13 protein-coding genes are annotated in these 12,844 nt (G+C 36.1%); 8 read left to right on the top strand and 5 right to left on the bottom strand.

Translation table 11 applies throughout. The annotated features are described in order from the left end of the window. Window positions 1-2: 2 nt before the first annotated feature. Window positions 3-800 (bottom strand): Cof-type HAD-IIB family hydrolase, encoded by a 798-nt coding sequence (locus tag BAMA_RS03345; RefSeq protein WP_034635920.1) that lies wholly within the window; start codon window positions 798-800, stop codon window positions 3-5. A gap of 316 nt (window positions 801-1,116) precedes the next feature. Here BAMA_RS03345 and glcT point away from each other — a divergent pair, with 316 nt between their 5' ends. The 4 genes from glcT (at window position 1,117) to ptsP (ending at window position 6,478) form a co-directional block, all read left to right on the top strand. Continuing rightward, on the top strand, window positions 1,117-1,965 hold the full coding sequence (glcT, locus tag BAMA_RS03340) for a glucose PTS transporter transcription antiterminator GlcT (RefSeq protein ID WP_034635919.1): 849 nt from the start codon (window positions 1,117-1,119) through the stop codon (window positions 1,963-1,965). 334 nt (window positions 1,966-2,299) lie between these two features. Then, complete coding sequence (gene ptsG, locus BAMA_RS03335; RefSeq protein WP_034635918.1) at window positions 2,300-4,363, top strand: glucose-specific PTS transporter subunit IIBC; 2,064 nt, start codon at window positions 2,300-2,302, stop codon at window positions 4,361-4,363. A 139-nt stretch (window positions 4,364-4,502) separates the two neighbouring features. Next, complete coding sequence (locus tag BAMA_RS03330) at window positions 4,503-4,766, top strand: phosphocarrier protein HPr (RefSeq protein ID WP_034635916.1); 264 nt, start codon at window positions 4,503-4,505, stop codon at window positions 4,764-4,766. Beyond that, on the top strand, window positions 4,766-6,478 hold the full coding sequence (gene ptsP, locus BAMA_RS03325) for a phosphoenolpyruvate--protein phosphotransferase (protein WP_034635914.1): 1,713 nt from the start codon (window positions 4,766-4,768) through the stop codon (window positions 6,476-6,478). The genes BAMA_RS03330 and ptsP overlap by 1 nt, the downstream gene beginning before the upstream one ends. Window positions 6,479-6,585: 107 nt before the next feature. Here ptsP and BAMA_RS03320 read toward each other — a convergent pair whose 3' ends face one another. The 3 genes from BAMA_RS03320 to BAMA_RS03310 all read right to left on the bottom strand — a co-directional run bounded on the left by BAMA_RS03320 (window position 6,586) and on the right by BAMA_RS03310 (window position 7,844). Continuing rightward, window positions 6,586-6,882, bottom strand: a complete 297-nt coding sequence (locus BAMA_RS03320; protein WP_051758858.1) for a DUF3915 family protein — start codon at window positions 6,880-6,882, stop codon at window positions 6,586-6,588. A 232-nt stretch (window positions 6,883-7,114) separates the two neighbouring features. After that, window positions 7,115-7,333: a hypothetical protein gene (locus BAMA_RS03315; RefSeq protein ID WP_034635913.1), complete on the bottom strand. Its 219-nt coding sequence runs from the start codon at window positions 7,331-7,333 to the stop codon at window positions 7,115-7,117. Between the two features lie 58 nt (window positions 7,334-7,391). Then, window positions 7,392-7,844 carry a hypothetical protein gene (locus tag BAMA_RS03310; protein ID WP_034635912.1) on the bottom strand — a complete coding sequence of 151 codons (453 nt, stop codon included), beginning with the start codon at window positions 7,842-7,844 and terminating at the stop codon, window positions 7,392-7,394. 75 nt (window positions 7,845-7,919) lie between these two features. Here BAMA_RS03310 and BAMA_RS03305 point away from each other — a divergent pair, with 75 nt between their 5' ends. Both BAMA_RS03305 and BAMA_RS03300 read left to right on the top strand, forming a co-directional pair. Further along, complete coding sequence (locus BAMA_RS03305) at window positions 7,920-8,225, top strand: hypothetical protein (RefSeq protein ID WP_034635910.1); 306 nt, start codon at window positions 7,920-7,922, stop codon at window positions 8,223-8,225. Continuing rightward, window positions 8,222-9,454, top strand: a complete 1,233-nt coding sequence (locus BAMA_RS03300) for a glutathionylspermidine synthase family protein (protein ID WP_034635909.1) — start codon at window positions 8,222-8,224, stop codon at window positions 9,452-9,454. The genes BAMA_RS03305 and BAMA_RS03300 overlap by 4 nt, the downstream gene beginning before the upstream one ends. Window positions 9,455-9,535: 81 nt before the next feature. On the opposite strand, the gene BAMA_RS03295 is transcribed toward BAMA_RS03300, so the two are convergent. Further along, window positions 9,536-10,153 carry a nitroreductase family protein gene (locus tag BAMA_RS03295; protein WP_034635908.1) on the bottom strand — a complete coding sequence of 206 codons (618 nt, stop codon included), beginning with the start codon at window positions 10,151-10,153 and terminating at the stop codon, window positions 9,536-9,538. 314 nt (window positions 10,154-10,467) lie between these two features. Here BAMA_RS03295 and BAMA_RS03290 point away from each other — a divergent pair, with 314 nt between their 5' ends. Together BAMA_RS03290 and BAMA_RS03285 are read left to right on the top strand one after the other, a co-directional pair. Next, complete coding sequence (locus BAMA_RS03290; protein WP_034636241.1) at window positions 10,468-11,760, top strand: GGDEF domain-containing protein; 1,293 nt, start codon at window positions 10,468-10,470, stop codon at window positions 11,758-11,760. A gap of 59 nt (window positions 11,761-11,819) precedes the next feature. Then, the gene (locus BAMA_RS03285) at window positions 11,820-12,752 is read left to right on the top strand and encodes an NAD(P)-dependent oxidoreductase (RefSeq protein WP_415782848.1); all 933 of its coding nucleotides are present in this window, start codon (window positions 11,820-11,822) and stop codon (window positions 12,750-12,752) included. Window positions 12,753-12,844 lie beyond the last annotated feature (92 nt).

The raw sequence follows: 12,844 nt of genomic DNA, 5'->3' as shown, positions 1-12,844 counted from the left end.
CTTTATTTTTGCTGTTTGTTATGGGAAATGACATATTGTACGGCTTCTTTTACAGATGAAACAACGTGCGTTGCATGTTGTTTTACAGCAGCGTCTGCTTCAGCCATCGCAAAGCTGTGTGGTGTTAATTCAAACATTGGGATATCATTATAAGAGTCACCAATACATGCAATCTCTTCAGGTTGTAGATTAAACTCGTTTAATAAAATAGAAATAGCAGAACCTTTGCTAATATTAGGTGGCATCACGTCTAAACATTGTTCAGCAGAAATAAATGTACTTACTTTGCCTTGGAATGTTGTATTAATTTGTGTTTGGAGATGCATTAAGTCTTCTTTTGTTCCGCCAACTGAAATTTTATTTGGAAAAATAGTCGTATCAATTTTAGTTAGCAAGTTTGGCTCTTCGACAGATTTCATTTTCACTTGTTCTTCAAGTTCATGAATAAATTTCGTTTTCTTTTCAATATAGTAGTTGTGTTCGTCACTTACATAACGAAAGAATGGAGGTGTATTTGTCATAGACAATAAGTCAGGTAAAATGGCAGAGTCGAATGTAGCCGATAACAATTGTTTATTTTTATGTGTGTATACAAATACGCCATTTACGCTAATGCGATGGAAGTTGATATTTACTTCATTCATTAATTCAGCGATTTCGTTGTCTAGTCTGCCTGAAGCGAAGCAAAGAAGAATATTTTGATCGGCTAGGCTTTTTAAAGCATCGATATCTTGGGAATCTATTATTCCTCCGTGTTGCATCATTGTCCCATCAATATCACTTACAAATAGTTTAATCATGGTCGTACTCCTTTCTAGTCGTATGCCTTTTTATCCCGCTACTTGCGGGCTGTAAGATTCCTGCCTAAAAACTTGAGAAAAAACGAAGAAGTTTAGGTGGGAGCTTAACAGCCCGTAAAAGCCCGATTGGTCGGGCTAACACTCAGTGGGTGATGAAGAAAACCCCGACTGAGTGAAGTTTCACTTTATTATACGTCTCTTATGAGTGCATGTCTAAAAATAGGTTTTTTTAAAATGGTAGATGTTTTATATTGACGAAAAATAAGATTGTTCTGTAACATGGAAGCAGACTTTTTCATAATAAGGGGGGTGTGCTATGAATCGTTGTCTGGAAATTAAAAAAGTATTAAATAATAATGTCATTATTGCTGATCATCCGGAGCACGATGAAGTGGTAGTTATCGGAAAAGGGATTGGATTTGGGAAAAAAGTAAAAGATTTGTTAGAGGTAGAACAAATTGAAAAAATGTTCGTATTAAAAGATAAACGTGAACGTGAACAATATAAACTTCTTGTCCCACATGTAAGTGAAAAATTAATTGAATTAATGAATGATCTTATGTTCTATATACAAGAGCGTATTGATGCACCGCTTAATGAACATATTCACATAGCGTTAACGGATCATATTGCATTTGCTATTAAACGACTAAAACAAGGATTTACAGTTGATAACCCATTTTTAGTAGAAACAAAGGTACTGTATCCGAAAGAGTATAAAATAGCAGAGGAAGTAGTAGAACAAATTAATTCTCGCTTAAATATTTCTCTTCCGGAAGGGGAAGTTGGATTTATTGCACTGCATATTTACAGCTCCACAACAAACTCTGAAATCTCTTCTATTCACCAAAACTCTCGCTTAATTACAAAATTAATTTCTCTGATTGAAATGAATTTACAAATTGTATTAGATAAGGAGAGCATCCACTATTTACGCCTTGTCCGTCATTTACAATATGCAATTGAGCGAGTAAAAAAAGGAGAGAAAGTAGAGGAATCCCCAAGTTTTGCTGACTTATTAAAAGCGGAGTACCCACTTTGCTACAACTTAGCTTGGAAACTTGTGAAAGTTATGCAACAAGAACTACAATTGCCAGTATATGATGCGGAAAGTATTTACTTAACGATGCATTTACAACGTTTAGTGAAAGTAGAAGAAGCATAACATAGTTGTTTTTGACAAAAATGTAAACGTTAAAAAAAATGATTGAATCGCTTACAGTTGTTATGTATAATAATCCATGCAGAGTATTACAAATTTCGACAAACAAGTTACCGTAAATAACGAAAACGTTTGCTTTATGAAACGTGAACTTATATGTATACCGATTTGACACGTGTTACTGATTCGATCAGGCATGAGTAGAGAAAAGGTAGGAATGTAAGCTATAGAAAGGGATATACTACCCTATGTATAGCTATCGTTCTATCTTTTTTCCTCATGCCTTTTTGGCGTTTGTCGAAGAGTGTAAATTATAGATAAGAGAGGAAGGGTTTCCATGTTTAAGAAGATCTTTGGTGTTCTTCAAAAAGTCGGTAAAGCACTGATGTTACCAGTTGCAATTTTACCGGCAGCTGGAATTTTACTTGGATTTGGTAATGCATTCCAAAATCCAGAAATCACAAGCCGCATTCCAGCTTTAAAAGCAGACTGGTTTGTAATGATTGCGAAAGTTATGGAGCAATCAGGTGATATTATTTTTGCAAACCTTGCCTTACTATTTGCAGTAGGGGTTGCTATCGGTTTAGCAGGTGGAGACGGAGTAGCTGGTTTAGCTGCATTCGTTGGTTACCTAATTATGAATAAAACGATGAGCGTGTTCTTAGAAGTAGAACAATTTGTGAAAGTAACAAGTAGCGCTGGAGATGTAGTGAAAGTTGGGTTTACAGATCCTGCTTATGCGTATGTATTAGGAATTCCAACGCTACAAACCGGTGTGTTTGGTGGTATTTTAGTTGGTATATTAGCAGCGTATTGTTATAATAAATTCTTTAATATTGAATTACCACCATACTTAGGATTCTTTGCTGGAAAGCGTTTCGTACCAATTGCAACGGCAACGTTTTCTTTACTCCTAGGTATTGTAATGTGTTTTGTATGGCCAACAATTCAAGGTGGCTTAAATACATTCTCACATCAAATGATTGATGCAAACAGAACGTTAGCAGCATTTATTTTTGGTTTAATTGAACGTGCATTAATTCCGTTCGGCTTACATCACATTTTCTATGCGCCATTCTGGTTTGAATTTGGCCAATATACGAATGCAGCTGGAGAAATTATTCGTGGTGACCAAAAGATATTCATGGCACAATTAAAAGATGGTGTAGAATTAACAGCTGGTACATTTACAACTGGTAAGTATCCATTTATGATGTTTGGTCTACCAGCAGCAGCTTTAGCAATGTACCATGAAGCACGTCCAGAAAATAAAAAAATAGCAGCAGGTATTTTAGGTTCTGCCGCGTTAACAGCGTTTTTAACAGGTATTACAGAGCCACTTGAATTCTCATTCTTATTCGTAGCACCAATATTATTTGCAGTTCATGCTGTATTTGCAGGTCTTTCATTTATGACAATGCATCTATTAGATGTGAAAATCGGGATGACATTCTCTGGTGGTTTAATTGACTTTATGATATTTGGTGTATTACCAGGCCGTACAGCTTGGTGGTGGGTAATCATCGTTGGTCTTGCATTAGCAGTTATTTACTACTTTGGATTCCGTTTTGCAATTCGTAAGTGGAACTTAAGAACACCGGGTCGTGACGTTGCGCCAGCTGAAGGAGAAGGAAGAGTAGCAGCAGGTGAGTTACCTCGTGAAATTTTAGCTGGTCTTGGCGGTAAAGAAAATATTGCTTCATTAGATGCTTGTATTACACGTTTACGTGTTCAAGTACAAGATCCAAAGCAAGTGAATAAAGATCGTTTAAAAGAATTAGGGGCAGCTGGAGTTCTTGAAGTTGGAAATAACATTCAAGCAATCTTTGGTCCAAAGTCAGATACGTTAAAATCACAAATTCATGACATTATGTCAGGGAAAACATCTGTTGTAGAAGAAGCTCCTGCAAAAGTAGAAGAGCCTAAGCAAGCTGATGTCAATGAAGGAAATGAAGCAATTGCAATGCCAATTGAAGGTAGAATTTTACCAATTACAGAAGTTCCAGACCAAGTATTTTCTGGGAAAATGATGGGTGACGGTTTTGCAATTGAGCCAACTGAAGGAACGGTTGTTTCTCCAGTAAACGGTGAAATTGTGAATGTATTCCCAACAAAACATGCGATTGGTATTCAATCAGAAGGTGGAAAAGAAATTTTAATCCACTTCGGTATTGATACAGTAAAATTAAATGGTGAAGGCTTCGAGGCTTTTGTAGCACAAGGAGATAAAGTCACACAAGGACAACCTTTACTAAAAGTTGACCTAGCGTTTGTAAAAGAAAATGCACCGTCTACTATTACACCGATTGTTTTCACAAACTTACAAGAAGGACAACAAGTTGTAATGAAGAAAAAAGGTAATATAGACAAAGGTGAAACAGCTGTTATTGACATTCAATAACATTTTGACGCAAAATGTTTATAATTATAATAGGCGATAGAGGTTGACCATACATCGCCTATTATATACAATATAGGTGTTGTGGTACAAACGTCTATACAACCTAAAATATACTGTAGTTTAAAGGAGATAGAAAATCATGGAAAAAATCTTTAAAGTAACTAGTGACTCAGGAATTCATGCTCGTCCGGCAACTTTACTTGTAAACACTGCAAGCAAATTTGGTGCTGACATCAACTTAGAATACAACGGAAAAACTGTAAACTTAAAATCAATCATGGGTGTTATGTCTTTAGGTATTCAACAAGGTGCAGACATTAAAGTTACTGCAAACGGTGACGATGCAGAGCAAGCATTAACAGCTATCGAAGAAACAATGAAGAACGAAGGGTTAGGAGAATAATGACTCTTAACATTAAAGGGATCGCTGCTTCAAGTGGTATTGCCATTGCAAAGGCGTTCCGTCTAGAAAACCCTGAATTTAACATTGAAAAGAAAACGATTACGGATGCAGCTGCGGAAATCGCACGCTTAGAAGCTGCGCTTGAAAAAGCGAAGTCTGAATTAGAAGCAATTAAAGATCATGCTTTTGCTGAGCTTGGTGCTGATAAAGCAGCAATTTTCGAAGCACACTTACTTGTACTGAATGACCCAGAACTAGTAAACCCTGTAAAAGATAAAGTAAACAACGAAAAAACAAATGCTGAGTTTGCAATGGATGAAGTTGCAAACATGTTCATTGCGATGTTTGAAAGCATGGATAATGAATATATGAAAGAGCGTGCAGCGGATATTCGTGATGTAACGAAACGTGTTCTTGCACACTTACTTGGCATTAACTTCTCAAATCCAAGCACAATTTCTGAAGAAGTTGTTATTATTGCAGAAGACTTAACACCATCAGATACAGCACAGTTAAACCGTAAATATGCAAAAGGCTTCACAACTGATATCGGTGGACGTACGTCTCACTCTGCAATTATGGCACGTTCTATGGAAATCCCAGCTGTTGTTGGTACGAAAGTTGTTATGGAAGAAATCCAAAACGGCGATATCGTAATTATCGACGGTTTAGACGGAGAAGTAATTGTAAACCCATCTGAAGAAACTCTTCGTGCGTATGAAGAGAAAAAAGCGAAGTTCGAAGCGCAAAAAGCAGAGTGGGCAAAATTAAGAAATGAAGAAACAGTTACAGCTGACGGTCATCATGTTGAGCTTGTAGCAAACATCGGAACACCAAAAGATGTAAAAGGTATTATTGATAACGGCGGTGAAGGTGTTGGTCTATACCGTACAGAATTCTTGTACATGGGCCGTGATAACCTTCCAACAGAAGAGGAACAGTTTGAAGCATATAAAGCAGTTCTTGAAGGTGTTGGCGAAGGCCAGCCAGTTGTTGTTCGTACACTTGACATCGGTGGCGATAAAGAGCTTCCATACTTACATTTACCAAAAGAAATGAACCCGTTCTTAGGCTATCGTGCGATTCGTCTATGCCTAGAAGAGCAAGATATGTTCCGTACACAACTTCGTGCATTACTTCGTGCAAGTGTATACGGTAACTTAAAAATCATGTTCCCAATGATTGCAACTCTTGATGAATTCCGTCAAGCGAAAGCGATTTTATTAGAAGAAAAGGATAAGCTTGTACAGGCTGGTACTGAAGTTTCTGATAACATCGAAGTAGGGATGATGGTAGAAATTCCAGCTTCTGCAATTATTGCAGATCAGTTCGCAAAAGAAGTTGATTTCTTCTCTATTGGAACAAATGACTTAATTCAATATACAATGGCTGCAGACCGTATGAACGAGCAAGTGTCATACTTATACCAACCATATAACCCAGCGATTTTACGTCTTGTAAAGATGGTAATTGAAGCTGCTCATAAAGAAGGAAAATGGGCTGGCATGTGTGGCGAAATGGCTGGTGATTCGTTAGCGATTCCATTATTAATTGGATTAGGCTTAGATGAATTCAGTATGAGTGCAACATCCATTCTGCCTGCAAGATCACAAATCCGTAATCTTTCCAAAGCAGACATGGAAGAGTTAGCACAAAAAGCTTTAAACATGTCAACTGCTGAAGAAGTAGTAGAACTTGTAAAGAGCATTTAATAAAAAAACGAAACTGATATGAAATCAGTTTCGTTTTTTTATTTAGAGCATAATTTGTTATGTAAAGTCCAGGTGAGACGATCTCACCTGGAAAAGGAGTAGTGTTGTTAAATAATAATAGAAGTGATATCTTCTGGACAAACACGTAATAATCCTGTGAAGCCACCAGTTGTTGTTGAGAATAGAGCAACACCATTAGCGAATCCTTCAAATACAAGGTTATTGAAAGTTCCATCGTTTCTAATTGTTAATTGTCTAATTGTAGTTCCGATACAAATGTTAGCAAGAAGATTACAAAACGGACGTTTATTTCTATTATCATTTTTGCAATCATCGTGGTCTTTGAAGTCTTTGTGGTCTTTGAAGTCTCTGAAGTCGTCACGACATCCAAAACATCCAAACATAATTCTCACCCCCTTCACACTTATAATGTATGCACAATGTACATGTATGGTCTGGACAAACGGAGGGGGTTATAATAGGATTTTTTCTTATTTTCAACAATTAAATTTAACATCTTCCGAAAAAAGTCCCCTTCCTCAAGGAGTGAGGAGGGTGAAGCCCAATGAGTAGGGAGGGGTCATTCACAATGTAGGTAAACAAAAAGACTACCCTTTCTGTTTGTAAAGGTAGTCTTTATATTTTTTTGCTTTTATATAAAACGATTGCATATACTGGTAATGCTAAAAGTAATGGTGCGATAGAGCGGGACGTGTATACGTTATCTTCTGAATCAAAAGCGGCTTCTTTTGAAAATTGAAGCATTGAAATATTTGTTGCGTCTCCGATGAAGTATAGAAGCATTACTGTTACAGCGTAGCATAAAATCGCGCTTAAGCTTCCATGAAAATTCAATGAAAATCCCTCACTTGTTATCTATTTGTTACTATTGTATCATAATTGTAACAAAAAATCATCCTTCTATTTTATCAGTTGTAACATAGAGTACGTAACAAGAACGGTCTTCATCAATCTCTGCACAATCTCTTTTTCTCACTCCAATGGCAGGAATATGAATGTAGTCTTTTAATAAATAACGAATTATTTCATGGTGTGAGATTCTCATTGTATGTAAAAGAGGCATTGAAGTTTGTGACTTGTATTCCCGAATCTCCATGCATACACTATTATTTTCATAAAACACTTCATCTTGTAATATAGTGGCCTTACCTAAATGTTTTACGATCAGGCGTTCTTCATTTTCAAACATTTCATTCGAAAGTAATTCGTACTGCATTTTGTTGACAACAAAGTATTCACAAAGCTGACGAGCGTATATTTCATTTGGGTCGATGTCTTTTGATTTATATGTATAAAAAGGTTCATAATCATGTATTCCATGTTGTAAGTAATATGTTAAGTTCATACAAATTTATCCTTTCTTATTTTTTGTTTTCATTTTATCATAAAAGTATAGAAAAGGATGTGCAGGGGGACATAAATGAATAAAACAACAAAAGTAATGCTTGGTGTAATTGCAGCAATTGGGACTGCTGGATGTGAAAGTGAAGAAACACTTCCGCCAAAGCCAGATGACTTAGAATGTAAACAATATGAATTCGAATATGATGAAGGGGTATGGGAGTGCGATGATAAACGTTCATCCTCCTACGGACATTATTATTATGCTGGAAAGAAGTTTTCATCGTTAGCAGCCCTTCATAATGATTCAGGTTATAAAAAGTACACAAAGAGTTCGAGTTTTAAAAAAGGATTTGGTTCAGGAACAAAGGTGAGTGGTTCGTGAGTAAAGATGTGTTAAGAACGGCATTTTATCAAGAAATTCCACAGTTTTGGCCAGATTTATATAATGAACCATATGCTTTGTATGATATGCATATGCTAGATGACGAAAGAGTATATGCGTTACGGGAAGCAACGAAAGCTTGTGGTCAACTTTTCTTTAAAACAGCTTCTTTATTACGCCAATTAGATGATGATACGTTATTACAGATGGGGTATCCGGTAGAAACGTTATCTTTTTTACGGATAGAGCCTTCTATGTCAGAAAGCATAATTGCTAGATTTGATTTCGTTTTTTATGAAGGGAAAATGAAAGTATTAGAGTTGAATAGTGACACTCCTACTTTTATAAAAGAACTGTTTTCTGTAAATCAACATGTATGTGAAGCTTTTCATGTGAAAGATATTAATGAAGGTGAAGAAAAACGGTTACAGCAAGCAGTGACAGCAGGAATAAACAAAGCGAAGCAACATATCGAGACTGATACTCCCCATATTGTCTTTACCTCCCACGGAGATCATGTAGAGGATCGTTATACGGCAAAATATCTACAAAGTTTATACGATGAGGAATCTTGCTTTGTACCACTTGATCGTTTGCAGATTATTGAAGGTGACGGTTTATATGATGATAAAGGGAAAAAGATTGATATTTTATATAGGCAAACGTTCCCCATTGAATGTGCACTGTTAGATGAAGCACAAAGCGGAGATCCGATTGGAGAATGGCTATTACAGCTTGTATGTGATAGGAAATTGCATATCATTAATCCGCCATCTGCCTTTTTACTTCAAAATAAAGCAGTGCAGGCTGTTATTTGGGGATTACATGAACAAAACCATCCATTTTTTTCAGCGGAAGAGCATCAATGGATTGCACAATATTTTTTACCAACATATTTAGATGCAGATTACTTTCAAGAGAAACATATTTCTTACGTAAAAAAGCCCGTATTTGGCCGAGAAGGAGATACGATTGAAGTATATAATGAAAAGGGTATGAAAGTGATAGAAGAAGAGAAGAGGACGTATACAGCTTATAAAGGTATATACCAAAAGTATGTTGATTTACCAACAACGTCTATGAATGTAGATGGACAAATAAAAAATCTTCATTATATGTATGGTAGCTTTTTCATAGATGGAGAAGCAAGTGCAATTGGATGCCGAGCAGGAGGACAAATTACTAATAATTTATCGTATTATGTTCCATTAGGACGAGAGGAAACATAAAAAAGAAGAAGGACATTGCCTTCTTCTTTTTTATCCCGCTATTTGCGGGCTGTAAGACTCCCCACTGAGTGAAGTTTCACTTTATTTTGCCCACTCAGTTACTTCTTCTACACTCATACGCGGTGCAGGATGCCCTTTTAATGTAGCTTCGCCAATTGTAATTAACATAATTGGTGTGTAACGAGAAGAAACATTAAATTCTTCTACCAATGCTTGTGGATTGAATCCACCAATTGCACAAGTGTCCCATCCTTTTGCTTTAGCTGCAAGCATAAGTTGCATCGCGGCTAATGAGGCATTAGAGAATGCAGCGTCACGTGGATATTGTTCACGTTTATATGCATTTTCAATATTTTCAGCTAGGCGATTTTTTGCATCTTCTTGCATATAGCCTTTTTCAACAAGTGGACCAAATACAGGATCGACATTTTTGTTTGCTTCTAAATCACCTAAAATAGCTACAACAGCTGAAGCATCTAAAATTTGTTGTTGATTGTAAGCAATTGGATGCAAACGACGTTGTACATCTTCTCCCTGGAACACAAGGAATTTCCAATGTTGTAAGTTCCAAGCAGATGGAGCTTGCCCAGCAGCCTTTAAAATTTCATGTAAGTCTTCTTTTGAAATTTCTTTTTCTGGATTAAAAGCTCGGTTTGATGTACGTTCATATAAAACTGTAAAGAAATCTTGATTTGTCATAATAAGTCCTCCAACTTTTATTACTATATTTATGTAGAAAGAATTTCTACTTACATTTTGTAAGTAATTACTGTAAAAGGATATAATAGATACATTTCAATTGTCAAGTTTTTTGAAATTAAGATATTCGCACAAACGTATTTGTTATCTTATTCATACAATGAGAAAGTGATACAGAATGTCAATATGAAATGGTTCGCTTAGTAGGAGAAATGTCTTCCTATGTAATGGTCAAGTTCTTATGAAATTCTTTATTATAGAGTACGATAACAATTCATTAGAACAAGATGTATAAAGTGAGTGACAGCCAAGTGGTGAACATACTTCGTTTTTTATTAGAAAATACAGTGTTTCAAAATGTATTGCAAGATTTACATGTAAATGTGTTGTATATAGAAGAAGGAAATGGAAATGAGCATACAATCTCAACATTAAAGCCGAAATGTTTATTTGTTGCACATAGTTTTGAAGAGGGAGAGCAACTATTTGAAAAAGTAGACCCGAAAATTGTCATTATATATGCGACTTCTTCTATAAAGAAGGAATTTGTAAAACGAATGGTAGCCTCTCATACATCTGTTGTTGTTATATGGGATCAAGAGGTTACTCGTACACTCGTAGATTGTATTGCACTGGGGATTCGTAATATTGTGCTAGCGCCAATCACGCCGCAAGCGGTACTTACTGAAATTCAAAACAGTTTATATGAGCTATCGTTAGTGAAACAAGTGATGTTGCAACAAGAGCTTCTTCAAATGATGTTTGACTTTCAAAATGACTTGTTATTTGTTGTAGAGGATACAGAGATTATTGATTGTAACACAAACTTTTTAAAATTTTTTGGCTATGAGGATCTTTTCACATATCATGAAAATCATATGTCATTTGTAGAACATCTTGTGCAAGAAAACGGATATTATGTTCCGATTCATACGATGATGTGGTTAGATGAATGTTTAGTACAACCAAGAAAAATTAAAATGTATGATGGAGATGGAAATGCATACGTATTTTTATTACGTGCAGAGCCGTTACCAGAAGATATTTCAAGATGTATTGTGACGTGTATAGATATTTCATATATAGATGAAGAGTATAATGAGAAAGAACGCTTAATGACTGTAGACTCTTTAACTGATATTTATAATCGAATGAAATTTCAAAAGATATATATGAAGATAGATAAAGAAGAGAAATTTATTAATCAGCAGGTTTCTATTATTTTGTTTGATATAGATAATTTCAAAGAGATTAACCACACGTATGGTCATGATTTTGGAGATCTTGCATTAGTACAATTAGCAGATCTTGTGAAAGCGAAACTATCATCTCGTCATGTTTTTGCAAGGTGGGATGGTGGACAATTTATTATCTTGTTAACGGAAGTCACTGAAAAACAAGCCTTTCAAATGGCTGAATCATTACGGTTTTTTATAGAAACGAAAAAATTTTCAGGTATTTCTAAATTAACGGCGAGTTTTGGGGTTGCAACATTTGAAGAAGATATTACGAAGGAAATGTTATTAGAGCGAGCGAGTATGGCCTTGCAAGAGGCAAAAAGAAACGGGAAGAATCAAGTTTTTTTATATCGAGAAGAAAAAAGATAGGAAAGCTGCGACGTTATGTTGCAGCTTTTTTCTATGAGAAAGTGTTTGAGATTTTTAGAATGAGCATGCACAATAGAATTAAAGATAGGGGAAAAGAAAGGGTGGAGAAGGTTATGAAGTTAACAGAGAAAACGATAATTGGTTTTATTGGTATAGGTGTTATGGGAACGAGTATGGTACGTCACTTATTACATGGAGGTTATACAGTTTATGTGTATACTCGTACGAAAGAAAAAGCGAATGCTGTAATAGCAGAAGGAGCTCAGTGGTGTGAGACCGCAAAAGAAGTAGCGCAGCAAGCGGATGTTATTATGACGATGGTTGGTTATCCACATGATGTAGAAGAAGTGTATTTTGGTGAAGATGGACTGTTACAAGTTGCGAAAGAAGAAGCAATCGTCATTGACTTTACTACATCAACACCAACACTTGCAAAACGAATTTATGAAGAAGGTAAGAAAAAGAAAGTTCATGCGTTGGATGCACCTGTATCAGGTGGTGATATTGGGGCAAAAGAAGGACGTTTAACAATTATGGTTGGTGGTGACGAGGAAGTATATAGTGCTTGTCTGCCATTATTTAAGTTATTAGGAGGAAACATCATTTTACAAGGCGCAGCAGGCAGTGGACAGCATACAAAAATGTGTAATCAAATTACAATTGCATCTAACATGATAGGGGTGTGTGAGGCGGTTGCATATGCGAAAAAAGCAGGATTAGATCCAGAAAAAGTGTTGCAAAGTATTTCTGCTGGTGCTGCTGGAAGTTGGTCATTAAGTAATTTAGCACCGCGTATGCTAAAGGAAGACTTCGCGCCAGGCTTTTATGTAAAACATTTTATAAAAGATATGAAAATAGCACTAGATGAGGCAGAAAAACTTCAACTAGCTGTACCAGGATTAACGCTAGCAAAGCAATTATATGATGAGCTTGCTGCTGAAGGAGAAGAAAATAGCGGCACGCAGGCGTTATATAAACAATATATAAAGTGAAACTTCACTCAGTGGGGGGCTTCATCCCTCACTGAGTGTTAGCCCGACCAATCGGGCTCTTACAGCCCGCAAATAGAGGGATAAAAGAATAA

Origin of the sequence: Bacillus manliponensis (assembly GCF_000712595.1) — a bacterium.
GTDB classification, from domain to species: domain Bacteria; phylum Bacillota; class Bacilli; order Bacillales; family Bacillaceae_G; genus Bacillus_A; species Bacillus_A manliponensis.
This window is presented reverse-complemented; position numbering and strand designations above follow the sequence as displayed.

Bases quoted from the DNA above. Each gene is read 5' to 3' on its own strand.
- BAMA_RS03285 (WP_415782848.1), top strand. From the start codon at position 11,820: ATGAGCATGCACAATAGAATTAAAGATAGGGGAAAAGAAAGGGTGGAG.
- BAMA_RS03305 (WP_034635910.1), top strand. From the start codon at position 7,920: ATGAATAAAACAACAAAAGTAATGCTTGGTGTAATTGCAGCAATTGGG.
- ptsG (WP_034635918.1), top strand. From the start codon at position 2,300: ATGTTTAAGAAGATCTTTGGTGTTCTTCAAAAAGTCGGTAAAGCACTG.
- BAMA_RS03295 (WP_034635908.1), bottom strand. From the start codon at position 10,153: ATGACAAATCAAGATTTCTTTACAGTTTTATATGAACGTACATCAAAC.
- BAMA_RS03310 (WP_034635912.1), bottom strand. From the start codon at position 7,844: ATGAACTTAACATATTACTTACAACATGGAATACATGATTATGAACCT.
- glcT (WP_034635919.1), top strand. From the start codon at position 1,117: ATGAATCGTTGTCTGGAAATTAAAAAAGTATTAAATAATAATGTCATT.
- ptsP (WP_034635914.1), top strand. From the start codon at position 4,766: ATGACTCTTAACATTAAAGGGATCGCTGCTTCAAGTGGTATTGCCATT.
- BAMA_RS03345 (WP_034635920.1), bottom strand. From the start codon at position 800: ATGATTAAACTATTTGTAAGTGATATTGATGGGACAATGATGCAACAC.
- BAMA_RS03330 (WP_034635916.1), top strand. From the start codon at position 4,503: ATGGAAAAAATCTTTAAAGTAACTAGTGACTCAGGAATTCATGCTCGT.
- BAMA_RS03320 (WP_051758858.1), bottom strand. From the start codon at position 6,882: ATGTTTGGATGTTTTGGATGTCGTGACGACTTCAGAGACTTCAAAGAC.